The following is a 24,490-nucleotide window of genomic DNA, read 5'->3' as shown; positions in this document are numbered from 1 at the left end:
CCCGACGGAGCCAGCAGGTGCGGCGGGAACCCCCGCCGCGCCTGCCGCGCCGTCGCATAAAGCGACGCCGGGTCTCACCGGCGCGCGTTCCGGCCATGCCGCACGTGCGGCGGAGCCGGCCAGCAGCCCGTCTCGCAGCAACGCTTCTACCAGCGATTCTTTCCAGACGAGGAGATTCATGCATCGCGCCACCAAGATAGTCGCCACCATCGGTCCGGCCTCCAGCTCGCCGGACGTCCTGCAGAAGATGATTCATGCGGGACTGGACGTGGTGCGTCTCAACTTCTCGCACGGCACGGCCGACGACCATCGTCAGCGTGCCGAAACCGTGCGGGAGTGTGCCCGCAGGGCCGGTCGCGAAGTTGCGATCATGGCCGATCTGCAGGGCCCGAAGATTCGCGTCGGCAAATTCGAGAACGGCAAGACGCTGCTCGAGCCGGGCCAGCCGTTCGTCCTCGACGCCGAGTGCGAGCTCGGCAACGACGAGCGCGTGGGCCTCGATTACAAGGACCTGCCGCGCGACCTGAAGCCGAACGACGTGCTGCTGCTCAACGACGGCCTGCTCGTGCTCGACGTCGTGCGCGTGATCGGCAGCGAGATCCACACGACGGTGCGTGTGGGCGGCGAGCTCTCGAACAACAAGGGCATCAACCGTCAGGGCGGCGGCCTCACGGCGCCGGCGCTGACGGCGAAGGACATGGAGGACATCCGCACGGCCATGTCGCTCGGCGCGGACTTCGTTGCCGTGTCGTTCCCGAAGAACGCCACCGACATGGAAATGGCGCGCCAGCTCGCAAATATCGCGGGTGCGCCGTATGGCATCAAGCCGAAGATGATCGCGAAGATCGAGCGCGCCGAGGCCATTCCGGTGCTGCAGGAGATTCTCGATTCGTCGGACGGCATCATGGTCGCGCGCGGCGACCTCGCGGTCGAAGTCGGCAACGCCGCGGTGCCCGCGCTGCAAAAGCGCATGATCCGCATGGCGCGCGAGTCGAACAAGCTCGTCATCACGGCCACGCAGATGATGGAGTCGATGATCCACGCGCCGGTGCCCACGCGCGCGGAAGTGTCGGACGTCGCCAACGCCGTGCTCGACGGCACCGACGCCGTGATGCTCTCGGCCGAATCGGCGGCGGGCAAGTACCCGGTGCAGACCATCGAGGCAATGTCGGCCATCTGCCTCGAAGCCGAAAAGTCGGAGCAGTCCGAGCTCGACAAGGACTTCCTCGACCGCACCTTCACGCGCATCGACCAGTCGATCGCCATGGGCGCGCTCTTCACGGCCTACCACCTCGGTGCCAAGGCGATCGTGGCGCTCACGGAGTCGGGCTCGACGGCACTGTGGATGTCGCGCCACTGGACGCACGTGCCGATCTTCGCGCTCACGCCGCGCGCGGGCAGCGAACGGGCGATGTCGCTCTACCGCAACGTCACGCCGCTGCATCTGGACACGAGCAACGACCAGGACACGGCGCTCCAGCAGGCGGTCGAGGCCGTGGTGAGCAAGGGCTACGCGGCGCGCGGCGACATGATCGTGCTGACCTGTGGCGAGCCGATGGGCCAGGCGGGCGGCACCAACACGCTGAAGATCGTGCGCGTGGGCGACGCGCTGTAAGCTGCCGGCGTCTGCCTTCGCCTGGATTTCGAGACAGGCGAGGGCAGCGCCGCCTTGGCACTTGTCTGGTGCCATACTGGTATCACACTGGCGCCAGATGGGTGCTACTTCGCCGCCACTTAGGCGCTATTTGAACGCCTTTTCGCCGCAAATGCAGCCCGCGGGCATAAAGACCGCGTGCGGGCTGTCAACCTCTTTTGCACACTCTTTCCGTTTCTGACGCCGAGACACGCCATTTTCGTGCCAATTACGTGTCTGGCGCCGGGCGCGGTGTCGCTTCGCGATAAAATCCCGAAATTAAGCCCGCGACGAGCACGCGGGCAGCGGCCTTTTGGCCGCCCTTGACCGGCCGCGTCAGATGGCCGGCGAAACGCAAGATTTCGTTTCATATCAAAGGAGTAGCACAATGCCTCTCGTATCAATGCGTCAACTGCTCGACCACGCGGCTGAACACGGCTACGGTTTGCCGGCGTTCAACGTGAACAATCTGGAACAGGTCCAGGCCATCATGGCCGCGGCCGACCAGGTGGGCGCGCCGGTGATCATGCAGGCGTCGGCGGGCGCGCGGAAGTATGCGGGCGAACCGTTTCTGCGCCACCTGATCGAAGCCGCCGTCGAGTCGTATCCGCATATCCCCGTCGTGATGCACCAGGACCACGGCCAGTCGCCGGCGGTCTGCATGGCGGCGATCTGCAGCGGTTTCACCAGCGTCATGATGGACGGCTCGCTCGAAGCCGACGGCAAGTCGGTGGCATCTTACGAATACAACGTCGAAGTGTCGCGCAAAGTCGTTGAAATGGCGCACTCGATCGGCGTGACGGTGGAAGCGGAACTGGGCGTGCTCGGTTCGCTGGAAACGATGAAGGGCGACAAGGAAGATGGTCACGGCGCCGAAGGCACGATGACGCGCGAGCAACTGCTGACCGATCCGGAGCAGGCCGCCGACTTCGTGAAGCTGACGCAATGCGACGCGCTCGCGATTGCGATCGGCACCTCGCACGGCGCCTACAAGTTTTCGAAGAAGCCCACGGGCGACATCCTGTCGATTGCGCGTATCAAGGAAATCCATGCGCGCATTCCGAACACGCACCTCGTGATGCACGGGTCGTCGTCGGTGCCGCAGGAACTGCTGGCCGAGATCCGCGAGTTCGGCGGAGACATGAAGGAAACCTACGGCGTGCCGGTGGAAGAGATCCAGGAAGGCATTCGTTACGGCGTGCGCAAGATCAACATCGACACGGACCTGCGTCTCGCGATTACCGGTGCGATCCGTCGCTATATGTATCAGAATCCGTCGAAGTTCGATCCGCGCGACTACCTGAAGCCGGCCCGCGAAGCCGCGAAGAAGGTCTGCCTGGACCGCTTCCTCGCGTTCGGCTGCGAAGGCCAGGCGGGCAAGATCAAGCCGGTGTCGCTGGACAAGATCGCCGGGAAGTACAAGTCGGGCGAGCTTGCGCAGATCGTTCGCTAACGAGCGCGGGTTTGCCCGCGATTTTGCCTGGAACGAGGCCTGGCCGGCACGGCGGGCCTCTTTCCGACGCATTGCAGGATCGTCGCCGTTTCCGCAGGTCGGGGAAACGGCGACAAGCTTTTTGATTTACCCTATTGGTCCGGTTTTGGTGCCGGTCCCGCCACGTTCTTATAGCGAAACACGACGATGTCTACCCTTTACGAATCCACGCTCCGCTCGCTGCCGCTTCTCGGCCGCGGCAAGGTCCGCGACAACTATGCCGTGGGCAACGACAAGCTGCTGATCGTCACCACCGATCGCCTCTCGGCTTTCGACGTGATCATGGGCGAGCCGATTCCGAAGAAGGGCCAGGTGCTCAACCAGATGGCCGATTTCTGGTTCGAGAAGCTGAAGCATGTCGTGCCGAACCACCTCACGGGCATCGCGCCGGAGACGGTCGTGGCAGCGGACGAAGCGGAGCAGGTGAAGGGCCGCGCGGTCGTCGTGAAGCGTCTCGAGCCGATCCTCGTCGAGGCCGTGGTGCGCGGCTATCTGGCCGGCAGCGGCTGGAAGGACTACCAGGCAACGGGCGCCGTGTGCGGCGTGGAGCTGCCGCCGGGCCTGCAGAATGCGCAAAAGCTGCCCGAGCCGATCTTCACGCCCGCGGCGAAGGCCGAAATGGGCCACCACGACGAGAACATCACCTACGAAGAGATGGAGCGCCGCATCGGCACCGAGCTTTCGCGCACCATCAAAGCAATTTCGATCAAGCTCTATCAGGAAGCGGCCGACTATGCGGCCACGCGCGGCATCATCATCGCCGACACGAAGTTCGAATTCGGTCTCGACAACCACGGCCAGCTCTATCTGATGGACGAGGCGCTCACCGCCGACTCGTCGCGCTTCTGGCCGGCCGATCAGTACCAGGTGGGCTCGAACCCGCCGTCGTTCGACAAGCAGTTCGTGCGCGACTGGCTCGAAACCCAGGACTGGAAGAAGGAGCCGCCGGCGCCGAAGCTGCCCGACGAGGTGATCGAGAAGACCTCGGCGAAATATCAGGAGGCGCTCGAGCGCCTGACCGGCCAGAAGCTGGCGTAAAACTGCGAAGAAGCGGGGAAGGGAAGGAAATGAGTGAAGTCCAGACGGCTCACCAGCATGCGGCGCCGCTCGTCGGCGTGCTGATGGGCTCCAGCTCCGACTGGGAAACCATGAAGCACGCGGTCGCGATGCTGCAGGAATTCGGCGTGGCGTATGAGGCGAAGGTGGTCTCGGCGCACCGCATGCCCGACGAGATGTTCGAGTATGCCGAAAAGGCCCGCGAGCGCGGCCTGCGCGCGATCATCGCGGGTGCGGGCGGCGCGGCGCACCTGCCGGGCATGCTGGCGGCCAAGACCACGGTGCCCGTGCTCGGCGTGCCGGTGGCGAGCAAGTATCTGAAGGGCGTGGATTCGCTGCATTCGATCGTGCAGATGCCCAAGGGCGTGCCGGTCGCGACTTTCGCCATCGGCGAGGCCGGCGCGGCCAATGCGGCGCTTTTCGCGGTCTCGATCCTGAGCGTCACCGACGTCGAATACGCGAACAAGCTCGCGGCTTTCCGCGTGCGCCAGAACGAAGCCGCGCACGCCATGGTGTTGCCGGCGCTGTGAGTGACCACTGAGATGACCCCTGACAACACTCCGGTTTCACCGATCCTGCCCGGCGCCTGGCTTGGCATGGTGGGTGGCGGCCAGCTTGGCCGCATGTTCTGTTTTGCGGCCCAGGCGATGGGCTATCGCGTCGCCGTGCTCGATCCCGACGCGGCGAGCCCGGCGGGCGCCGTCGCGGACCGCCACCTGTGCGCGGCCTACGACGACGAAGCCGCGCTCACCGAGCTTTCGCGCCTGTGCGCGGCCATCTCGACCGAATTCGAGAACGTGCCGTCCGCGAGCCTCGATGCGCTCGCGAAGTCCACGTTCGTGGCTCCCGCCGGGCGCTGCGTGGCCGTGGCGCAGGACCGCATCGCGGAAAAGCGCTTTATCGCATCGGCGGGCGTGCCGGTGGCGCCGCATGTGGTGATCGAGTCGTCCGAGGCGCTGGCCGCCATCGACAATGCGACGCTCGCCGCCGTGCTGCCCGGCATCCTCAAGACCGCGCGCATGGGCTACGACGGCAAGGGGCAGGTGCGCGTGGGCAATGCCGATGAAGTGCGCGAGGCGCATGCCGCGCTCGGCGGCGTGCCGTGCGTGCTGGAAAAGCGCTTGCCGCTGAAGTTCGAGGTGAGCGCGCTGATCGCCCGCGGCAGCGCCGGTGCGAGCGTGGTTTACCCGCTCGCGCAGAACACGCACCGTAACGGCGTGCTGTCGCACACGATCGTTCCGGCGCCCGACGCGAGCCCGGCGCTCGTGCAGCAGGCGCAGCAGGCGGCGCTGCAGATCGCGGCGAAGCTCGGCTACGTGGGCGTGCTCTGCGTGGAGTTTTTCATCCTGGAGGACGGCTCGCTCGTGGCCAACGAAATGGCGCCGCGTCCGCACAACTCCGGGCACTACACGACCGACGCATGCGCCACGAGCCAGTTCGAGCAACAGGTGCGCGCGATGACGGGCATGCCGCTCGGCGATACGCGTCAGCACTCGCCGGCCGTGATGCTCAATATTCTCGGCGACGTATGGTTCCCGGCCGGCGCCGGCGAGGCCAGGGCTCCGCAGGGGCCGCGTTCGGGCGCTGCGCCCATCACGCCGCCGTGGGACCAGGTGGCTGCGATGCCGGCCGCACGCCTGCATCTCTATGGCAAGGAAGACGCGCGCCCGGGCCGCAAGATGGGCCACGTGAATTTCACGGCGGCCACGCTCGAAGAAGCGCGCACGGCCGCGCGCGACTGCGCGCGCCTTCTGCACATCGTCACGAGCTAAACAGCCCGACATCATGACCGATCTGCAATCCGGCGCCGCGCCGGCTCCGACCGACGCCGATATCGACAAGGCCGCCGCGCTGCTCGACGCGGGCGAACTCGTGGCGTTTCCGACCGAGACCGTCTACGGCCTCGGCGGCGATGCCGCGAATCCCGACGCGGTCGCGCGTATCTATGCGGCCAAGGGACGGCCGGCGAATCATCCGGTGATCGTGCACCTGCCGCCAGGCGGCGATCCCGGCTACTGGGCGGGCGAGTGGCCCGAGACGGCGCAGAAGCTCGTCGCCGCATTCTGGCCCGGCCCGCTCACCTTGATCGTCAAGCGCCATGCGCGCATTCCCGACGCGGTGAGCGGCGGCCAGGACTCGGTTGGGCTGCGTTGCCCGTCGCATCCCGTCGCGCAAAAGCTGCTGGCGGCGTTCTCGAAGCGTCGCGGCGGCCACGGCGGCGTGGCCGCGCCTTCGGCGAACCGCTTCGGCCATGTGAGCCCGACCACGGCGCAGCACGTGCGCGACGAGTTCGGCGACGGCGTGCACGTGCTCGATGGCGGGGCGTGCGACGTCGGCATCGAATCGACAATACTTGATCTGTCGCGCGGTTTTCCCGCGCTGCTGCGCCCGGGGCACATCACGCCGGACGATATTGCGCGCGTGCTCGGCGAGGCACCGCGTTTGCCGGACGGATCGGACGCCACGGCGCCGCGCGCCTCCGGCACGCTGAAGGCGCACTACGCGCCGCGCACGCCGCTCGCGCTGCTGCCGTTCGAGGCGCTGGAGCCGCTGCTTGCTGCGGCAGCCGCACAGGGCGAAACGGTGGCGCTGGTGGCGCGCGCCTCGCGCGCGCTGGCGTGGGCGAGCGCGCCTCACGTGCATTTCGTCGCCGCGCCAGAGGATCCCCAAGCCTACGCGCGCGAACTCTACAGCCTGCTGCGCGCCCTCGATCGGGCCAATGTCGCGCGCATTCTGATCGAAAAGTTGCCGGAGACGATCGAGTGGATCGCCGTGAACGACCGCCTCGGGCGTGCGGCGGCGGCGTTCGAGGCGCAGGGGGAGTAGGGCGCGTTGCGCGCCGCGCAATCCATCGGTCGAAAACAAAAACCCGGCTTGCTGGAAGGCGAGCCGGGTTTTTTTACATCGAAGGCACCCCAAAAAAAGGGCGCCAGAACCCTTACTTCCCAAGCCCCGTCTTCGCGATCGTCTGCTCGACGAACTGCGCGAAGAGCGCGTGCGTGTGGGTAGTCGGGTGGACCGAGTCCGCGAACACGTAGGTCTGGTCCGCGCCCGCGACCGTGTAGGTCGACGGCGAGCAGAACAGCGACGAGCCGAACGCCGAGCCGTACTCCGCCGCGGTCAGGCCGCTACCCGCGAGCACCGCCGGGTTCTTTTGCGCATAGGCCGTTGCGTTGGCTTCCATTGCCGCGAGGTTGCAGGCGGTGCCGGTGTTCGACACGGTGAAGCCCAGCGACTGGTAATCCGGCAGCAGGACGGTGTCGAACCACGTGAACGCATCGGCGATGATCACGGCGCCGGACTGGATCTGCGGCGCGATGAGCTGCTCGACCATGCCGTTGTACGCGGCGCTGACGCCGGTCAGCAGCGCGGCCGCGCCGGCCTGCTGGGCGTTCGCGGCCACGCCGAGCGGCGTCTGGCCGATATCGGGAACGGTCATGAACACCACATGCTTCGCCCCCGAACTGACGATGGTCTGGATCTGCTGCGCCATCGCCGCGGCGGCCGTTGCGATCTGGGCGTTGGTCTGCTGCAGGTAGCCGGCGATGAATTCCACCTGGCCGGCCTGCGTGGCAGGCAGTGCGCCGTTCTGCACTTCCACCGGGTATTCGGTCTGCAGCGCCGTGCCGAGCGCGGTCAGGTTCGCGGTCGTCGCCCACTGGAAGATGTCGTTCGCGCCGCCGTCGACCAGGATGAGCTGGTTCGAATTGAACGCCTTGTAGGTGCTGAGGTAGTTCTGCACCTGCGTCACGATCGGCATCGTCGTTGCCGCGGCGTTGTCCGGCTCCCAGCCTTCGCCTTCGGCCAGGACCACGTCCGCGCCGCCCTGCGCGTAGCCCAGGCCGCCCGTGGCATAGGGCGTCACGCCGAAGCCGCCTTCGAAGGCCGGTGTAAGTGTGTTGCCATAGTATTGGGCGACGTTCTGTGTCCACACCTGGCCCGGGTTCGTCGTGAAGCGGCCGCCGCCGAAGCCCGGCAGGATGTTCGGCGAATACGTGCCGGCGTCGGAGAGACTGTCGCCGAACGTCACGACCTGCAGATTGACGCCGCCCGGCGGCGTCGAACTGGAGCTGCTGCTTCCCCCGCCACCGCCGCCGCAGGCGGCCAGCAGCGCGAAGGCCGCGCTCGCGATGGCGATCTGCGTCGTGCGCAGCAGCGTACGGTGTCCCGATGCTCGATGCTTCATATTCACTTCATCTCCTCTGTTGTGGCCTTTGATGCCATGTAACGCCGGCCTTGCCCTGTCTCGCGGTTTCCCCTTGGGGCGAGGCCGACAGACTACCGAATCTTTCGGGTTTCGCGCGATCCCTGCGCGCCCCTGGTGTTGTTTTGTTGCGGCATCCAGGCTGCTCCGCCGGCGGGCGCAATGCGTTGCGCATGATGGCGCACGGCCCATTCAGGCGGCGCGAACAGCGCGGCGCAGCGCGCGCGCCAGCCGCGCGTCTGCGTGAAGTCGCGCACCATCGAAATCCACTCGTGGAAGGTCGCCTTCAGCGGGTTATACGTATCGAGCGGCTCGACGATGCCGTACACGGGCGGATCCCCCGCGTTTTCCTCCACGTAGCTGCCGAACAGACGGTCCCAGATCGCGAGCACGCCGGCGTAGTTGCGGTCGATATAGCGGTTGTTGCGGGCGTGATGGACGCGATGCATCGAAGGCGTGTTGAGCACGTACTCGAGCCAGCCGAGCTTGCCGATGGCCTGGGTATGCACGAAGAACTGGAACGCGAGATTGACGAGCACGATGCCGACGATCTGCATGGGCGTGAAGCCGATCACGGCAAGCGGAATCCAGAACACCCACATGCCCGCGACCGGGTACATGAGGCTCTGGCGGAACGCCGTCGAGAGATTGAGCCGGCCCGACGAATGATGGACCACATGCGCGGCCCAGAGCCAGCGCACGCGGTGGCTCGCGCGATGAAACCCGTAGTAGAGGAGGTCCTGGGCGACGAACAGCACGATCCACGCGAGCCAGCCCGGCTGCCACGAGACAATGCGGAAATGCCGGTAGACGTAAGCGTAGACGGGGATCGCGACGAGCCAGGCAAGCTTGTCGGCGCCCTGGTGCATCAGCGCGAGCGCGGCGTTGCAAAGCGTGTCGGGCCAGCTGTAGAGCGCGGCGCCGGGCCGCGTGCGGGCGAAGTGCCAGGCCTCCCAGCCGATGCAGGCGAGAAAGACGGGGGCGAGCGCGAGCAGCAGCCATTGCGCATCGAACTGCATGAGCGTCGTCCTCCTCGTCCCGGTGGCGGCGCTGCGGTGCAGCGCGGCGTTGTTGTCCCTTAGTTGTCCTGTCTCGGCGGCGCGCGTGACTGTGGCGCGCTGTCGGACGATGCCCGTCAGGGTACACGTCTAACGCGCGCGCCTCACGCGGCTTTGCTAGAGGAATGCTTCGGTCCACCGCCCCCGGGACGGGCGGCGCGGCTGGTGCTTGCTCAGTACGCGTGGCGGCGTTGCGGGTTTTTACGGACCTGCTTCGGCGCGCGCTTCGGATGCGCCTGCACGTACATCGGCGCCTCTTCGGGCATGCCGTTGTAGACCCATTCGAGCAGGGCGTCGTGCGCTTCGCGCGCGCCTTCCGCGTGCGGGTCGTTGATGATGCTCACGACGATCCACGTCTCGCCCGTCTGCGCCGCGACGTAGCCTGCGATCGCGCGCACGTCGCGCAGCGTGCCGGTCTTGATATGGGCGTTGCCTTCCACGGCGGCATGCGTGAGGCGGTTGCGCATCGTGCCGTCCACGCCGGGCACCGGCAGCGAGTCGATGAACGGCTGGGCCACGGGGCTCGCGTTCGCCGCTTGCAGCAGGTTCGCGAGCGAGAGGGCGCTGATATGCTCCTCGCGCGAGAGGCCGCAGCCGTTGTCGAGGACGAGCTCGGGCATGTTGATGCCGCTCTTGCGCAGGAACGCGCCGACGGCCGCCGCGGCCTTCGCGGTGGTGGCGGGCGGCTTGCCCTCCACGGCGCCGAGCGTGAGGAACAGATTGCGCGCCATCACGTTATTGCTGAACTTGTTGATGTCGTGCACGACGTCGGCCAGCGGCGGACTCTCGTGAACCGCGACGACGCGCGCTTGAGGCGGCACGACGCCGTTCTGCACGGTGCCGCCGAAGGTGCCGCCGGCCTGTTGCCACAGCGCAAGGAAGCCGTCGGCGAAGAAGGTGCTGTGATCGACGGGCGCGGCCATGTTGATGGTGCGCTCGCCGCAGCGAAGCGCATAGCTGCCGTCGAAGCTCGCGGTGACGAGGCCGTTCTGGCCGGGAACGATCTGCGGCGAGGGGATGAGGCCCCGGCAGGCGCCCGCGCGCTCGCGGATACGGTTGTCGATCTGCCACTGCGCGACGGGCGGCACGACGTCGATCGTCACGCCGTCGCGAGACGGCGCGAAGGTGAACGAAAGCGACTTGAACGCATACATCAGCGGATCGGGCCCCACGTTGTAGGGCGCATTTTCGTCGCCGTCGAACGAGGGCAGGTCGCGCGTCGAAACGTCGAATTCGCTCTTGTCGAGCACAAGCGCGCCGTCGATGCGCGCAATGCCCGCCGCGCGGATCTTCTGCACGAGGTCGACCAGTTCCTCGGGCACGAGCTTGGGGTCGCCCGTGCCCTTGATGTAGAGATTGCCGTGCAGGGTGCCCGCGGCGTCGACCTCGCCATCGGTGTAGGCGGTCGTTTTCCAGCGATAGTCGGGGCCGAGCAGCGCGAGGCCGCTGTAGGTCGTGACGAGCTTCATCGTGGAAGCGGGCATCATCGGTTGGCCGGCGTTGACGGCGACGCTGGGCTGGCGGTCGCCGACCTTTTCGATCACGACGCTGATGGCCGAAAGCGGCACATGCGCATGCTCGAGCCCGGCCATCACCGAGGGCGGCAGCGTGGTGCTCACGTTGACCGTGGGCAGGCGCGCGCCCTCGGGCTGGGCGTAGGCCGCGGGCGCGGCCGCGCAGCCCGCCGCGAGAACGGCGCAGGCGAGGCGGATCGCCGGCGGCATGCGCGTATAGGCGGCGTGCGGCGCGGAGCGGCGTGCCAGGGGGCGAAATATGGAACAAACGCGGAACAGCGCGGAAGGCATCGAAGCGGGCAGCAGCGTGGCAAGCATGGGGGCGTCGGACGAAAGCGGGCAGTGCGAGGGCGGCGCGCGGCGCTCTCGTGGCCGCGCCGCAAAAGCGCACATTGTAAAGACCTCGCGTGACCCGCGCGCAAACTCCACCACAAAAAGCCCGCGCTTTGCGGCATACGGTCCCCTGGCGCCACGGCGCATCCGGGGCGCTAGAATGCAGCTGTCCGAACCCTGTGCGAGGCGGCGCGCCGCCTTGCCGTTTGATTACGATGCGAATACTGCTAGTCGAAGATGACCGCATGATCGCCGAGGGCGTGCGCAAGGCGCTGCGCGGCGAAGGCTTCGCGGTGGACTGGGTCGAAGACGGCGACTCGGCGCTTTCGGCCGTCACCGGCGAACCTTACGATCTGATGCTGCTCGATCTGGGCCTGCCCAAACGCGACGGGCTCGACGTGCTGCGCACGCTGCGCGCGCGCGGCCTTTCGCTGCCGGTGCTGATTCTCACGGCGCGCGACGCGATTGCCGACCGCGTGAAGGGGCTCGACGCCGGCGCCGACGACTACCTCATCAAGCCTTTCGATCTCGACGAGCTCGGCGCGCGCATGCGCGCGCTGATCCGGCGCCAGTCGGGCCGCAGCGAGTCGATGATCCGGCACGGCTCGATCACGCTCGATCCGGCGTCGCACCAGGTGACCCAGGACGGCGTGCCGATCGCGCTGTCGGCGCGCGAGTTCGCGCTGCTCGAAGCGCTGATCGCGCGGCCGGGCGCGGTGCTTTCGAAGAGCCAGCTCGAAGAGAAGATGTACGGCTGGGGCGAGGAGATCGGCAGCAATACCGTCGAGGTGTATATCCACGCCCTGCGCAAGAAGCTGGGCGCCGACCTGATCCGCAACGTGCGCGGGCTTGGCTACATGATCGCGAAAGACGCGTGACACGACCCGGGAGATCCACGCGCCGATGAGTTCCATCCGACGACAACTGCTGTTCTGGCTGCTCGCGATCGTCGTAGCGGGCGTCGGGCTCGCGGGCTGGCTGATCTATCGCCAGGCGCTGGCCGAAGCCAACGAGCTGTTCGACTATCAGCTGCAGGAAATTGCCGAGGCGCTGCCCTCGGAGCCGTTCAACGAAATTCTGAGCTCGCGCGACACCGGCGACGAAGGCATCGTCTTGCAGATCTGGAATCGCAACGGAGTCCTGATGTATTACTCGCACCCGCGCGCACCGCTTGCGCCGCGCGCCGAGCTGGGCTTCTCGACCGAACGCACCGATCGCGGCGACTGGCGCGTGTATGGCGCGATCGTCGGCGACAACGTCGTGCAGCTCGCGCAGCCCGTGTCGGTGCGCAACCGGCTCGCCGCGAACGTCGCGCTGCGCACGCTGTGGCCGCTGATCGTGCTGCTGCCCTTTCTCGGGCTGGCGGTCTGGCTCGTCGTGGGCCGCGGGCTTGCGCCGCTCTCGCGCGTGGCGCGCGCGCTCGACACGCGCCATCCCGAGGCGCTCGACCCGTTGCCCGAGCAACGATTGCCGCGCGAAGTCATGCCGCTCGTGCACGCCCTCAATGCGCTGCTCGATCGGCTCGCGCAGGCGATCGACACGCAAAAGGCCTTTGTCGCCGACGCGGCGCACGAACTGCGCACGCCGCTCGCGGCCGTGCAGATCCAGGCGCAACTGGTTGCGCGCGCAAAGGACGACGAGACGCGCCGCGAGGCGCTCGGCGACCTGCAGGCGGGCGTCACGCGCGCGACGCGCCTTGCCGAGCAATTGCTCGCGCTCGCGCGCTCCGAGCCCGACGGGCATGCGCGCGCGCGCAGCGTCGATCTGCACGCGCTGCTCGACGATTGCGTTGCAGCCTATGCGCCCGTCGCGCAGCAGCGCGGCGTCGATCTCGGCATCGAGGAGAGCGCGGCGGCGTCGGTGCACGGCGACGCCGATGCGCTGCGCGTGATGTTCAACAACCTGCTGGACAATGCCACGAAGTACACGCCGCCGGGCGGACGCGCGGATGTCTGCCTCGGCGTGGAGGACGGGCATCCCGTCGTGCGTATCGCGGACAGCGGGCCGGGCATTCCCGTCGAGGAGCGCAGCCGCGTGTTCGACCGCTTCTATCGCGTCGGTCCAGGGGCGACGCGCGCGCGCACCGACGTGTCGGGCACGGGGCTCGGGCTCGCGATCGTGCGCCGTATTGCCGACCAGCACGATGCCCGCATCGCGCTGGGCGATTCGGCCGCGGGCGGCCTGCTGGTCGAGGTGCGCTTCTGATGCCGCCGGCATGCTGCGCGCCGCCGCCTGGCGCGGCTATCGGCCGCCGGGAACTTTTCCGCGTGGGGCGCAACGTGCTTAAGGCTCTTTTAAGCGACACCCCTTAGTCTTCGTATCGTCGTGACAGTACGCCGCTTCAAGGAGTCCGCAATGAACACCAAAGTCTTCACCCGTAGTGCCGTGGCGATCGCCGTTGCCGTCGCGTTGTCGGCGGGCTACGTGGCGGGGCGCCGGGACGTTCCCGCCCCGCAGGTCATCACGCCGGCGCAGGCCGCGATGATGCCGGCGGAGGCGGCCGCCAAGACCGGCATTCCCGACTTTTCCGGACTCGTCGAAACCTACGGGCCGGCCGTGGTCAACATCAGCGCGAAGCACGTGGTCAAGCAGACGGCGATGAAGAGCGGCCCGCAGCAGTTGCCCATCGATCCGAGCGATCCGTTCTACCAGTTCTTCAAGCACTTTTACGGCGGCGTTCCCGGCGGCGGTGGCGGCGACGACGGCGGCCAGTCCGATTCGCCCAGCACGAGCCTCGGCTCCGGGTTCATCATCAGCCCGGACGGCTATATTCTGACGAATGCGCACGTCGTGGACGGCGCGAACGTCGTGACCGTGAAGCTCACCGACAAGCGCGAATTCAAGGCGAAGGTGGTCGGCGCGGACAAGCAGTCTGACGTCGCCGTGCTGAAGATCGACGCGAAGAACCTGCCGATCGTGAAGATCGGCGACCCGCACCAGAGCAAGGTGGGCCAGTGGGTGGTGGCAATCGGCTCGCCATATGGCTTCGACAACACCGTGACCTCGGGCATCATCAGCGCGAAGTCGCGCTCGCTGCCGGACGAGAATTACACGCCGTTCATCCAGACCGACGTGCCGGTGAATCCCGGCAACTCGGGCGGCCCGCTCTTCAACCTGAACGGTGAAGTGATCGGCATCAATTCGATGATCTACTCGCAAACGGGCGGCTTCCAGGGCCTTTCGTTCGCGATTCCGATCGACGAGGCGATGAAGGTCAAGGACGAACTCGTCAAGACCGGCCACGTGAGCCGCGGCCGCCTCGGCGTGGCGGTGCAGTCGATGAATCAGACGCTCGCCAATTCGTTCGGCATGGACAAGCCGCACGGCGCGCTCGTGAGCTCCGTCGATGCCGGCGGTCCGGCGGCGAAGGCGGGCCTCAAGCCCGGCGACGTCATTGTCGCCGTCAACGGCCAGGCGGTGGACGACTCGTCCGATCTGCCCTCGATGATCGCGGGCATGAAGCCGGGCACCAAGGCCGATATCCAGGTGTGGCGCGACAAGTCGACGAAGGACTTCACCGCGACCATCGGCGCGCTCTCCGACGCGAAGGTGGCGTCGAGCGACGGGCAAGGCGCGCAGATGCAGAGCCGGCTCGGCGTGGCGGTGCGCCCGCTCACGCCGGACGAGAAGAGCAACGACTCGGTCGATCACGGCCTGATGGTGGAGCAGGCGGGCGGCGCGGCGGAAAACGCCGGCATCCAGCCCGGCGACGTGATCCTCGCGGTGAACGGCCGCCCGGTGTCGACCGCCGATCAGCTCAAGCAGATGATCGCGCAGGCCGGCAACAGCATTGCGCTGCTGATCCAGCGCGACAACGCGCAGATCTTCGTGCCGGTCGATCTCGGCTGATTTCCGGCTGATCCGGGGCTGATCGTGCCCTTTGTGTCAATCGCTGCCGCCGTTGGCCCCGTGCCACGGCGGCAGTGTCGTTTCGGGGCCGGTCCATTCCATTCGTTCGCCGTGCCCGCCGTGCCGCGATCCGCAACATTTGACACGGAAATCACCTATATCTACCGGTTCTCCGGCTGGACGATGCGGGCATGCTCTTTGCGCGTCCTCATCTTCCAGGCAACCTGTAAGGAGCGATCACAATGAAAATGTCTCTCTCCATGCGTCCCATCGCTTCGGTCTTGCTCTCTGCAGCGCTCGCGCTCGGTTTCGCGGGGACTGTCGCGGCGCAGCAACCCAATGCCGGCGGCACGGTCGGCGGCTCGAGCACCGACAATACGAGCGCCGGCAACGCCAACGGCACGGGCATGCCGCAGATCCAGCAGCAGGGCGACGTGTCGTTCGTGTCGGGCGGCGTCGGCCAGGACGAATCGAAGGCGCTGCAACGCGCCGAGCACCGGTGGCCGCTCGCGCTGCGCTTCACGGGGCCCGGCGGCGAGTTTCTTGCCGACGTGCGCGTGCGGATCGCCGACACGCACGGCGCGAACCTCCTCGACACGACGTCGCGCGGTCCGTACATGCTCGTGAAGCTGCCGCCGGGCCACTATACGGTCCATGCGAGTCACGCCGGCGTCGACAAGACGAGCGCCGTGACGGTGGGCGCGAGCGGCGGCGCTCGCGCTGCGTTCAACTGGTAAGGCGCGGTCCCGGGGCGAGCGGCGCACTGCCGGCGCCCCCGGAGTTTGCGCGATCGGTTTGAGCAATCGGCCGGACTTTCGCCGATAATAAAGAGACGGTCGGCCGCGCGCTGCATGGCGGCTGGCGGGAAACGGCACGCGCGACGCCAATGCGCCGTGCGCCGACATTGGCCGGGCGGGCGCAGACCCGCCGGCAGACGGGACGGCCCGGGCGGCGCCGCCGCGATCAGACAGGGAGCCGGACATGGCGAGCAGCGCCAATGAAAAGGACGCCGGTCATCGTATCGATATCGGCGCGAACCGCCATCGCGTACGCGTGATTCATGGCGGGATCACGATTGCCGACACGCTTGCGGCCCTCACGCTGTCGGAAACCGGCTATCCCGACGTGCCCTACATTCCCCGCGCCGACGTGAACATGGCGCGGCTCGAGCGTTCCTCTCGCACTTCGCACTGCCCGTACAAGGGCGAGGCGTCGTACTTCCATCTGCGCACCGAAGACGGCCGCGTGGAGGATGTGGCGTGGAGCTACGAAGCGCCGCTGGAAGGCGCGGACAGCATCAAGGGCTATCTGGCGTTTTACGCTTCGCGCGTGGACCGGATCGATCAGACATCCTGACCGGTACGAGCGCGCATTCGGGGGAGCCGCCATGGAACTGAACGACGCATTACGCATTCCGCTTGCGCCGTCCGTCGTCTGGGAGGCGCTGCAAGACAACGCGCTCGTGCGCGCGAGCATGGAGCACTGCGAGTCGTTCCGGCGCCTTGCGCCGGGCGAGTTTGCGCTGACGCTGACCGTGCCGCTCGGGCCGTTGCGCGCGCGCTACGAAGTGCGCGCTCACATCGCCGGCGACGCCGCGCAAGTCCCGACTACGCCGCGCCGCGTGCTGAGCTTTCGCGCGCGCGCCGACGGCATCGGGTCGCTGCGCGGGCAGATCGACATCGCGCTGCGCGCCGACGATCATCCGGGCGGCCCGGCCGGTCTCCTGAAGGGCGCGAGCACGCGCATCGACTACTCGCTCTGGGCGACGCTCACGGGGCCGCTCGCCGGTTTGCCGTCGCGCCAGCTCGAAAACGCGCTGCGCGAAGTCGCCGACGACTTTTTCACCGAATTCTGCGCCGTTATCGAGGCGAAGCACGGCAAGGCGCCGAACCGCGCCGCGGGCAAGGAGCCGCGCCGCAGCCACGTGTTCTTGCGGCCGATCAATCTGGCGGGTGTCGCGCGCCGCGCGCATCTGTTGCCGCAGCACACCGGCGGCACGCTGAGCGGGCGCGCCGCCAGCACGCTGCACCCCGAACCCACGCCCCACGCCATGCCCAACTGGGCGTGGGCCGCGCTGATCTTCTTCGTCGCGCTGTTGCTCTACGTGGCGCGGCGTTTCGCCGAAAGCTGACGCAACCCTCCCTGTCGTTCAGTCCGCTGCGCCGGGCGCTTTGGCGCCCAGACGCAGCGCCGGGCTATAGCGCAGCATGTCGAGCATCCCTTCCACATGGCGCTGCGCGTAGGTGGCGACGTCGAATACGTCGGGCAGGATCGCCATGTCGTGCAGCATGCCCGTGATGAACGAGTGCAGGAGGCGCGCGCCGCGCGCCGCATCGAGATCCGCGGGCAACTGGCCTTTGGACATCGCGTTGCGCAGGCCTTCCTCGATCCGCGCGAGCCCTTCGCGCATATTGGACTGGTGACGCGCCGCCACCGGTCCCATCTCCTCCACGAACTCGCACTTCATGAACAGGATTTCGAACACGCGGCGGCGCCGGACGTCCGTCGCCGTGTCGCGCAGGCACATCACGCACAAGTCGCGGATGCGCCCGAGCGGATCCGGCTCCGAGGGATCGACCGTCGCGGCCTTGAGTTCGTCGAGCGGCAACACCACGCGGTCGAACATCGCCGTGAACACGTCCCCCTTGTTCTCGAAATGCCAGTAGATCGCGCCGCGCGTGACGCCGGCGGCCTGGGCGATATCGGCGAGGGATGTGCGCGAGACGCCTTTCTCGAAGAAGACGTGCTCGGCGGCGTCGAGGATCCGGTTGCGCGTCTCCTGCGCTTCCTCTTTGGTACGTCGGGCCATGGTTCTGCGTGTTGTATGAATAACGAGGATGTGGGGTTTTTGTAAGCGACTACCGAAATATCTGCTTCGCCTGGAATCTGGGACGCGCAGATTGCCCTGGAGATGGCCGTCAGGAATGCTGTTTCGTTCTTAAACATTCGTTCGCGAATGTATCTATAATAGCACCCCACCACCTGGTGCCTGGCTGATGAATGTCCGGTTAATATCCGTCACTGGCCCGCGTGGCCGTAGAAACCCCAGTGCGCGATGCCGCCGTCAGGGCGTCGCCGCAAACAACCAGGACGGATGCGCTGGCCGGAACTGCGCCTCGAAGAACTCAAGGTTATCCGTCAGGTATTGCCAGATGCTGGCGTGCGTTGCCGTTCCGCCCTCAGCGGGACGCCGCATGCTCTTTTTTTGTCAGCTATAGACAGAGGTCGCTCCATGCGCGTCGAACGGGTTCCATTCCACCTGATCAGTATCGCGACGGCTGCCGTCGTGCTCGCAGCGTGCGGGCAGAAGCAGTCGGCGCCGCCGCAGCAAACGCCCGAAGTGGGCGTCGTTACGGTCCAGCCGACCGCCGTGCCGGTCGTCACCGAGTTGCCGGGCCGTACCAACGCCTTCCTCGTCGCCCAGGTGCGCGCGCGGGTCGACGGGATCGTGCTGCGCCGCGAATTCACGGAAGGCGCGCTCGTCAAGGCCGGTCAGCGGCTCTACAAGATCGACCCGGCGCCCTACATCGCCGCGCTGAACAGCGCGAAGGCCACGCTCGCCAAGGCGCAGGCCAATCTCGTCACGCAGAACGCGCTCGTTGCGCGCTACAAGGTGCTCGTGAGCGCGAACGCCGTGTCGAAGCAGGACTATGACAACGCCGTCGCGGCCCAGGGCCAGGCACAGGCGGACGTCGACGCCGGCCGTGCCTCGGTCGATACCGCGCAGATCAACCTCGGCTATACGGATGTCATCTCGCCCGTCACGGGCCAGGTCGGCATCTCGCAGGTCACGCCGGGCGCGTATGTGCAGGCGAGCCAGGCCACGCTGATGTCCACCGTGCAGCAGCTCGACCCGATGTACGTCGACCTCACGCAGTCGAGCCTCGACGGCCTGAAGCTGCGCCGCGACGTCCAGGAAGGGCGCCTGAAGACGAGCGGCCCGAACGCCGCCAAGGTCACGCTCGTGCTGGAAGACGGCCGCAGCTACAAGGAGCAGGGCAAGCTGCAGTTCACCGACGTGACGGTCGACCAGACCACCGGTTCGGTGACGGTGCGCGCGTTGTTCCCGAACCCCGACCGCGTGCTGCTGCCGGGCATGTTCGTGCGCGCGCGCATCGAGGAAGGCGTGAACGACAGCGCGTACCTCGTGCCGCAGATCGGCGTGCAGCACGACCAGAAGGGCCAGGCGTCGGTGTTGGTCGTCGACAGCGCCAACAAGGTCGAATCGCACGTCATCCAGACCTCGGGCACGCAAGGCCAGGACTGGATCGTCGACGGCGGCCTGAATCCGGGCGACCGCGTGATCGTTCAGGGTACCGAGAAGGTGCGTCCGGGCGCGACCGTGAAGACCGTCGACGCGCAGTTGCCGCCGCCGCCCGCGCCGGGCGCGCCCTCGGCGGACATGACGACGTCGCCCGCGAGCACCGCCGGTGGCGCCGCCTCGGGTGCGCAGGCCGGGCAGGCGCAAGCGGCGGCTTCCGCCGCGCCTGCCGCCTCCGCCGCGCAATAACAGGGAGCCTGCTTCATGGCAAAGTTTTTTATCGATCGCCCGATTTTTGCGTGGGTGATCGCCATCATCCTGATGCTGGCGGGCGTGGCTTCGGTGTTCACGCTGCCGGTGGCGCAGTATCCGACCATCGCGCCGCCGTCCATCCAGATCAGCGCGACCTACCCGGGCGCGTCCGCGAAGACGGTGGAAGACACGGTCACGCAGGTCATCGAGCAGCAGATGAGCGGTCTCGACCACCTGCTGTATCTCTCGTCGACCAGTGACGACTCGGGCACGGCCACGATCACGCTGACCTTCGCCGCGGGCACCAACCCGGACATCGCGCAGGTGCAGGTGCAGAACAAGCTGCAGCTCGCCACGCCGATCCTGCCGCAGGTGGTGCAGGAGCTCGGCATCAAGGTCACGAAGTCGAGCAGCAGCTTCCTGCTCGTGCTCGCGTTCGTGTCCGAAGACCACAGCATGTCGAAGTACGACCTCGCGAACTACGTGGCGTCGAACATCGAAGATCCGATCAGCCGGATCGACGGCGTGGGTGTCGTCACGCTGTTCGGCTCGCAGTACGCGATGCGGATCTGGATCGACCCGAACCGGCTGAACAACTACGGGCTGACCCCCGTAGATGTGAGCAATGCGATCGCCGCGCAGAACGTGCAGATCGCGGGCGGCCAGCTGGGCGGCACGCCTTCGGTGGCGGGGCAGTCGTTCCAGGCAACGATCACGGAATCGACGCTGCTGCACACGCCCGAGGAGTTCGGCAACATCCTGCTGAAGGTGAACCAGGACGGTTCGCGCGTGCTGCTGAAGGACGTGGCCCGCATCTCGCTCGGCGGCGAAAACTACAACTTCGACACGAAGTACAACGGCTCGCCAACCGCAGGTCTCGGCATTCAGCTCGCCACGGGCGCCAACGCGCTGCAGACGGCGAAGCTCGTGCGCGAGAAGGTCGACCAGCTCTCGAAGTACTTCCCGCACGGTCTCGTCGTGAAGTACCCGTACGACACCACGCCGTTCGTGCGCCTGTCGATCGAGGAAGTGATCAAGACGCTGCTGGAAGGCATCGTGCTCGTGTTCCTCGTGATGTACCTGTTCCTGCAGAACCTGCGCGCCACGCTGATTCCGACCATCGCGGTGCCGGTGGTGCTGCTCGGCACCTTCGCGATCATGGCGGCGGTGGGCTTCTCGATCAACACGCTCTCGATGTTCGGGCTCGTGCTGGCGATCGGCCTGCTCGTGGACGATGCGATCGTGGTCGTGGAGAACGTCGAGCGGGTGATGGCGGAGGAAGGGCTGCCGCCGAAGGAAGCGACGAAGAAGGCGATGGGCCAGATCACCGGCGCGCTCGTGGGCGTGGCGCTCGTGCTCTCCGCGGTGTTCGTGCCGGTGGCGTTCTCGGGCGGTTCGGTGGGCGCCATCTACCGGCAGTTCTCGCTGACGATCGTGGCCGCGATGGTGCTGTCCGTGATGGTCGCGCTGATTCTCACGCCGGCCCTGTGCGCGACGATCCTCAAGCCGATTCCGAAGGGCCACCACGAAGAGAAGAAGGGCTTCTTCGGCTGGTTCAACCGCACCTTCGAAACGAGCCGCGACAAGTACCACAGCGGCGTGTACCACGTGATCAAGCGCTCGGGGCGCTGGCTCATCATCTATCTGGCGGTGATCGTCGCGGTGGGCATGCTGTTCGTGCGTCTGCCGAAGTCGTTCCTGCCCGATGAGGACCAGGGCACGATGTTCGTGCTCGTGCAGACGCCTTCCGGCTCGACCCAGGAAACCACGGAGCGCACGCTCGACAACATCGAGCACTATCTGCTCACCGACGAAAAGAGCATTGTCGAATCGGTGTTCACGGTGAACGGCTTCAGCTTCGCCGGCCGTGGCCAGAACGCGGGTCTCGTATTCGTGCGGATGAAGGACTACAAGGAGCGCCAGCACGCGGACCAGAAGGTCCAGGCACTCGTCGGGCGCATGTTCGGCCGCTACGCGGGCTACAAGGACGCGCTGGTGATTCCGGTAAATCCGCCTTCGATTCCTGAACTCGGCACGGCATCGGGCTTCGACTTCGAACTGGAAGACCGCGGCGGCGTCGGCCACGAGAAGCTGATGGAAGCGCGCAACATGCTGCTCGGCATGGCGGCGCAGAACCCGACGCTCGCGCTCGTGCGCCCGAACGGCCTGAACGACACGCCGCAGTACAAGGTGGATATCGACCGCGAGAAGGCGAATGCGCTCGGTGTGACGGCGGCGGCGATCGACCAGACGTTCTCGATCGCCTGGGCGTCGTCGTACGTGAACAACTTCCTCGACACCGACGGCCGGATCAAGAAGGTGTACGTGATGGCCGACGCGCCGTTCCGCATGAACCCGTCGGACCTGAACATCTGGTACGTGCGCAACGGCGCGGGCGGGATGGTGCCGTTCAGCTCGTTCGCTACCGGCCAATGGACTTACGGCTCGCCGAAGCTCGAACGCTACAACGGTATTTCGTCGATCGAAATCCAGGGGCAGGCGGGCGCGGGCAAGTCGACGGGCCAGGCCATGACGGCCATGGAGCAGATCGCGGCGAAGCTGCCCGCGGGTGTCGGCTACGAGTGGACCGGCCTGTCGTTCCAGGAAATCCAGTCGGGCTCGCAGGCGCCGATCCTCTACGGCATCTCGATCCTCGTCGTGTTCCTGTGTCTCGCGGCGCTGTATGAGAGCTGGTCGATCCCGTTCGCGGTCATCATGGTGGTGCCGCTCGGCGTGCTCGGCGCGCTGCTCGCGGTGACGCTGCGCGGTCTGGAAAACGACGTGTTCTTCCAGGTGGGTCTGCTGACCACCGTGGGTCTTTCGGCGAAGAACGCGATCCTGATCGTGGAGTTCGCACGTGACCTGCAGGCCGACGGCAAGATGGGGCCGATCGAGGCGGCGCTCGAAGCTTCGCGTCTGCGGCTGCGCCCGATCCTGATGACGTCGATGGCGTTCATTCTGGGCGTGCTGCCGCTCGCGATCAGTAACGGCGCGGGCTCGGCGAGCCAGCACGCGATCGGTACGGGCGTGATCGGCGGCATGATCACGGCCACGTTCCTCGCGATTTTCATGATCCCGATGTTCTTTGTCGTGATCCGTGCGAAGTTCGCGGGCGAGAAGGAGGACCCGGATGCGGCGCTCGAACACTATGAAGAGCACCATGCGCACGACCACGACGATGAGAACGGCGGCGGCAATGCCGGCTCGAACGATGGCGGCCGGGGGGGTAACGACGGCCCCGGCAAGGAAGGACACTGAGATGCAAAAACTATCCGTAATTGCAGTGGCCGCCGCGGTGGCCGCCGTCCTCGCGGGCTGCACGATGGAGCCGTGGTATCACCGGCCCGAAGCGCCGGTCACGCAAACCTTCCCGGCCGGCGGCGTCTATGCGACGCAGCCGGGGCAGCCGGGCGGCGCGCCGAACGGCCGCAGCGCCAACGGCGCGGCCGCCACCGATATCGGCTGGCGCGACTTCTTCGTCGATCCGCGGCTGCAGCAACTGGTCGATCTCGCGCTGAAGAACAACCGCGACCTGCGTGTCTCGGTGCTGAACGTCGAGGCGGCGCGCGCGCAGTACCGGATCACGCGTGCGCAGCTGCTGCCGACTATCGATGCCGTCGGGTCGGACAATCGCCAACGCGTTCCCAAGGACTTCCAGTTCATCCCGCAAAACCCGTACAGCACGTACAACGTGGGCCTGCAGGCGTCCTGGGAAATCGACTTCTGGGGGCGTATCCGCAGCCTGAAGGACCAGGCGCTGGCGCAGTACCTTTCGACGGCGCAGGCGCGCAAGGCGGCGGAAATCTCGCTCGTCTCGCAGGTCGCGGACCAGTATCTGACGATGCTGGCGGATGACGAGCTGCTGAAGGTCACGCAGAACACGCTGAAGACGGCGCAGGATCAGTACACCATCACGAAGGCCCAGTTCGACAACGGCACGGGCACCGAACTCGATCTGCGCCAGGCGCAGACCGTGGTCGAGACCGCGCAGGCCAACCTGCAGGCGCAACTGCGCGCCCGCGCGCAGGCCGAGAACGCGCTCGTGCTGCTGATCGGCGAACCGCTGCCGGCCGACCTGCCGCCGGGGCTGCCGCTCAACTCGCAGAACCTGCTGACCGACATTCCCGCCGGGCTTCCGTCCGACCTGCTTACGCGGCGCCCGGACATCATGGAGGCCGAAGAGACCCTGCTCGCCGCGAACGCGAACATCGGCGCGGCGCGCGCGGCGTTCTTCCCGCAGATCTCGCTGACAGGCTCCTTCGGCACGGAAAGCCTGTCTCTCGGCGATCTCTTCAAGGCGGGCACGGCGGCGTGGACCTTCGCACCGCAGATCACGATGCCGATCTTCACGGGCGGCCAGAATCTGGCGAACCTGGACTACGCGAACATCCAGAAGCGCATCGAGATCGCGAACTACGAGAAGGCGATTCAGTCGGCGTTCCGCGAGGTCGCGGACGGGCTGGCCGCACGCGGCACCTACGATCAGCAGATCGCGGCGCTCGAGCGCGACACCTTCGCCAACCAGCGGAGCTTGGATCTTTCGGATCTGCGTTACAAGAACGGTGTGGACAGCTATCTTTCGGTGCTGACGGCGCAGACCAACCTGTACGCTTCGCAGCAGACGCTGATCCAGACGCAGCTGGCGCGCCAGACCAATCTGGTCGATCTGTACCGCGCGCTGGGCGGCGGCTGGATCGAGCATGCTGGCGAGACGCCGCGCCCGGCCGACGCATCTGCCGATTACGGTGCGGCGAGCGCGCCGGCGGCGGCATCGGCTGCGACGGCGGGGTGATCGTGCCTGGCATCGCCTGGCGATGCTTCAGTTTCAGGAGAGAGCG

General features: G+C 66.8%; 19 protein-coding genes. 15 read left to right on the top strand and 4 right to left on the bottom strand.

The features are described from left to right. The first annotated feature begins 178 nt into the window (after nucleotides 1-178). From pyk to BAC01S_RS07805, 6 genes are all read left to right on the top strand, one after another. A complete protein-coding gene (gene pyk / locus BAC01S_RS07835; RefSeq protein WP_027794260.1) occupies nucleotides 179-1,615 on the top strand; it encodes a pyruvate kinase in 1,437 nt (478 codons plus the stop codon). Between the two features lie 406 nt (nucleotides 1,616-2,021). After that, nucleotides 2,022-3,086, top strand: coding sequence for a class II fructose-bisphosphate aldolase (gene fba, locus BAC01S_RS07825; RefSeq protein ID WP_027794259.1), 1,065 nt, complete (start codon nucleotides 2,022-2,024; stop codon nucleotides 3,084-3,086). Nucleotides 3,087-3,272: 186 nt separating this feature from the next. Continuing rightward, complete coding sequence (locus tag BAC01S_RS07820) at nucleotides 3,273-4,163, top strand: phosphoribosylaminoimidazolesuccinocarboxamide synthase (protein WP_027794258.1); 891 nt, start codon at nucleotides 3,273-3,275, stop codon at nucleotides 4,161-4,163. A gap of 29 nt (nucleotides 4,164-4,192) precedes the next feature. Then, entirely contained in the window at nucleotides 4,193-4,711 is a 519-nt protein-coding gene (gene purE, locus BAC01S_RS07815; RefSeq protein WP_027794257.1) for a 5-(carboxyamino)imidazole ribonucleotide mutase, read from the top strand. Between the two features lie 12 nt (nucleotides 4,712-4,723). Then, complete coding sequence (locus BAC01S_RS07810) at nucleotides 4,724-5,953, top strand: 5-(carboxyamino)imidazole ribonucleotide synthase (RefSeq protein ID WP_027794256.1); 1,230 nt, start codon at nucleotides 4,724-4,726, stop codon at nucleotides 5,951-5,953. A gap of 13 nt (nucleotides 5,954-5,966) precedes the next feature. Further along, on the top strand, nucleotides 5,967-7,007 hold the full coding sequence (locus BAC01S_RS07805) for an L-threonylcarbamoyladenylate synthase (protein ID WP_043201569.1): 1,041 nt from the start codon (nucleotides 5,967-5,969) through the stop codon (nucleotides 7,005-7,007). 112 nt (nucleotides 7,008-7,119) lie between these two features. Here the strand turns inward: BAC01S_RS07805 and BAC01S_RS07800 are convergent, their stop codons facing one another. The 3 genes from BAC01S_RS07800 to dacB all read right to left on the bottom strand — a co-directional run bounded on the left by BAC01S_RS07800 (nucleotide 7,120) and on the right by dacB (nucleotide 11,248). Continuing rightward, nucleotides 7,120-8,367, bottom strand: a complete 1,248-nt coding sequence (locus tag BAC01S_RS07800) for an SGNH/GDSL hydrolase family protein (RefSeq protein ID WP_027794254.1) — start codon at nucleotides 8,365-8,367, stop codon at nucleotides 7,120-7,122. A gap of 92 nt (nucleotides 8,368-8,459) precedes the next feature. Beyond that, a complete protein-coding gene (locus BAC01S_RS07795) occupies nucleotides 8,460-9,404 on the bottom strand; it encodes a sterol desaturase family protein (RefSeq protein ID WP_027794253.1) in 945 nt (314 codons plus the stop codon). A 212-nt stretch (nucleotides 9,405-9,616) separates the two neighbouring features. Further along, a complete protein-coding gene (gene dacB, locus BAC01S_RS07790; protein ID WP_027794252.1) occupies nucleotides 9,617-11,248 on the bottom strand; it encodes a D-alanyl-D-alanine carboxypeptidase/D-alanyl-D-alanine endopeptidase in 1,632 nt (543 codons plus the stop codon). A 257-nt stretch (nucleotides 11,249-11,505) separates the two neighbouring features. Here dacB and BAC01S_RS07785 point away from each other — a divergent pair, with 257 nt between their 5' ends. The 6 genes from BAC01S_RS07785 to BAC01S_RS07760 all read left to right on the top strand — a co-directional run bounded on the left by BAC01S_RS07785 (nucleotide 11,506) and on the right by BAC01S_RS07760 (nucleotide 17,270). Beyond that, nucleotides 11,506-12,168 carry a response regulator gene (locus BAC01S_RS07785; RefSeq protein WP_027794251.1) on the top strand — a complete coding sequence of 221 codons (663 nt, stop codon included), beginning with the start codon at nucleotides 11,506-11,508 and terminating at the stop codon, nucleotides 12,166-12,168. A gap of 25 nt (nucleotides 12,169-12,193) precedes the next feature. After that, nucleotides 12,194-13,495 (top strand): ATP-binding protein, encoded by a 1,302-nt coding sequence (locus BAC01S_RS07780; RefSeq protein WP_027794250.1) that lies wholly within the window; start codon nucleotides 12,194-12,196, stop codon nucleotides 13,493-13,495. A 150-nt stretch (nucleotides 13,496-13,645) separates the two neighbouring features. Continuing rightward, on the top strand, nucleotides 13,646-15,139 hold the full coding sequence (locus BAC01S_RS07775) for a DegQ family serine endoprotease (protein ID WP_027794249.1): 1,494 nt from the start codon (nucleotides 13,646-13,648) through the stop codon (nucleotides 15,137-15,139). A gap of 242 nt (nucleotides 15,140-15,381) precedes the next feature. After that, on the top strand, nucleotides 15,382-15,876 hold the full coding sequence (locus BAC01S_RS07770) for a peptidase associated/transthyretin-like domain-containing protein (RefSeq protein WP_027794248.1): 495 nt from the start codon (nucleotides 15,382-15,384) through the stop codon (nucleotides 15,874-15,876). Nucleotides 15,877-16,120: 244 nt separating this feature from the next. Further along, nucleotides 16,121-16,495, top strand: a complete 375-nt coding sequence (locus BAC01S_RS07765; RefSeq protein ID WP_027794247.1) for a DUF427 domain-containing protein — start codon at nucleotides 16,121-16,123, stop codon at nucleotides 16,493-16,495. A gap of 31 nt (nucleotides 16,496-16,526) precedes the next feature. After that, the gene (locus tag BAC01S_RS07760) at nucleotides 16,527-17,270 is read left to right on the top strand and encodes a CoxG family protein (protein WP_027794246.1); all 744 of its coding nucleotides are present in this window, start codon (nucleotides 16,527-16,529) and stop codon (nucleotides 17,268-17,270) included. Nucleotides 17,271-17,288: 18 nt separating this feature from the next. On the opposite strand, the gene BAC01S_RS07755 is transcribed toward BAC01S_RS07760, so the two are convergent. After that, the gene (locus BAC01S_RS07755) at nucleotides 17,289-17,948 is read right to left on the bottom strand and encodes a TetR family transcriptional regulator (protein ID WP_027794245.1); all 660 of its coding nucleotides are present in this window, start codon (nucleotides 17,946-17,948) and stop codon (nucleotides 17,289-17,291) included. 423 nt (nucleotides 17,949-18,371) lie between these two features. Between BAC01S_RS07755 and BAC01S_RS07745 the strand changes: the two genes are divergently transcribed. The 3 genes from BAC01S_RS07745 to BAC01S_RS07735 are packed head-to-tail and all read left to right on the top strand — an operon-like array spanning nucleotide 18,372 to nucleotide 24,444. Further along, entirely contained in the window at nucleotides 18,372-19,649 is a 1,278-nt protein-coding gene (locus BAC01S_RS07745) for an efflux RND transporter periplasmic adaptor subunit (protein WP_027794244.1), read from the top strand. Nucleotides 19,650-19,664: 15 nt separating this feature from the next. Further along, nucleotides 19,665-22,910: an efflux RND transporter permease subunit gene (locus BAC01S_RS07740; RefSeq protein WP_027794243.1), complete on the top strand. Its 3,246-nt coding sequence runs from the start codon at nucleotides 19,665-19,667 to the stop codon at nucleotides 22,908-22,910. Between the two features lies 1 nt (nucleotide 22,911). Continuing rightward, entirely contained in the window at nucleotides 22,912-24,444 is a 1,533-nt protein-coding gene (locus tag BAC01S_RS07735) for an efflux transporter outer membrane subunit (RefSeq protein ID WP_027794242.1), read from the top strand. The last annotated feature ends 46 nt before the right edge of the window (nucleotides 24,445-24,490 follow it).

It is taken from the genome of Paraburkholderia acidipaludis NBRC 101816 (assembly GCF_000684975.1).
Taxonomy (GTDB): domain Bacteria; phylum Pseudomonadota; class Gammaproteobacteria; order Burkholderiales; family Burkholderiaceae; genus Paraburkholderia; species Paraburkholderia acidipaludis.
The sequence above is the reverse complement of the archived record's forward strand: the minus strand, read 5'-3'. Positions and strand labels throughout refer to the sequence as shown.

Coding starts and splice junctions, on each gene's coding strand:
- pyk (WP_027794260.1), top strand. CDS start 179: ATGCATCGCGCCACCAAGATAGTCGCCACCATCGGTCCGGCCTCCAGC.
- fba (WP_027794259.1), top strand. CDS start 2,022: ATGCCTCTCGTATCAATGCGTCAACTGCTCGACCACGCGGCTGAACAC.
- BAC01S_RS07820 (WP_027794258.1), top strand. CDS start 3,273: ATGTCTACCCTTTACGAATCCACGCTCCGCTCGCTGCCGCTTCTCGGC.
- purE (WP_027794257.1), top strand. CDS start 4,193: ATGAGTGAAGTCCAGACGGCTCACCAGCATGCGGCGCCGCTCGTCGGC.
- BAC01S_RS07810 (WP_027794256.1), top strand. CDS start 4,724: ATGACCCCTGACAACACTCCGGTTTCACCGATCCTGCCCGGCGCCTGG.
- BAC01S_RS07805 (WP_043201569.1), top strand. CDS start 5,967: ATGACCGATCTGCAATCCGGCGCCGCGCCGGCTCCGACCGACGCCGAT.
- BAC01S_RS07800 (WP_027794254.1), bottom strand. CDS start 8,367: ATGAAGCATCGAGCATCGGGACACCGTACGCTGCTGCGCACGACGCAG.
- BAC01S_RS07795 (WP_027794253.1), bottom strand. CDS start 9,404: ATGCAGTTCGATGCGCAATGGCTGCTGCTCGCGCTCGCCCCCGTCTTT.
- dacB (WP_027794252.1), bottom strand. CDS start 11,248: ATGCCTTCCGCGCTGTTCCGCGTTTGTTCCATATTTCGCCCCCTGGCA.
- BAC01S_RS07785 (WP_027794251.1), top strand. CDS start 11,506: ATGCGAATACTGCTAGTCGAAGATGACCGCATGATCGCCGAGGGCGTG.
- BAC01S_RS07780 (WP_027794250.1), top strand. CDS start 12,194: ATGAGTTCCATCCGACGACAACTGCTGTTCTGGCTGCTCGCGATCGTC.
- BAC01S_RS07775 (WP_027794249.1), top strand. CDS start 13,646: ATGAACACCAAAGTCTTCACCCGTAGTGCCGTGGCGATCGCCGTTGCC.
- BAC01S_RS07770 (WP_027794248.1), top strand. CDS start 15,382: ATGAAAATGTCTCTCTCCATGCGTCCCATCGCTTCGGTCTTGCTCTCT.
- BAC01S_RS07765 (WP_027794247.1), top strand. CDS start 16,121: ATGGCGAGCAGCGCCAATGAAAAGGACGCCGGTCATCGTATCGATATC.
- BAC01S_RS07760 (WP_027794246.1), top strand. CDS start 16,527: ATGGAACTGAACGACGCATTACGCATTCCGCTTGCGCCGTCCGTCGTC.
- BAC01S_RS07755 (WP_027794245.1), bottom strand. CDS start 17,948: ATGGCCCGACGTACCAAAGAGGAAGCGCAGGAGACGCGCAACCGGATC.
- BAC01S_RS07745 (WP_027794244.1), top strand. CDS start 18,372: ATGCGCGTCGAACGGGTTCCATTCCACCTGATCAGTATCGCGACGGCT.
- BAC01S_RS07740 (WP_027794243.1), top strand. CDS start 19,665: ATGGCAAAGTTTTTTATCGATCGCCCGATTTTTGCGTGGGTGATCGCC.
- BAC01S_RS07735 (WP_027794242.1), top strand. CDS start 22,912: ATGCAAAAACTATCCGTAATTGCAGTGGCCGCCGCGGTGGCCGCCGTC.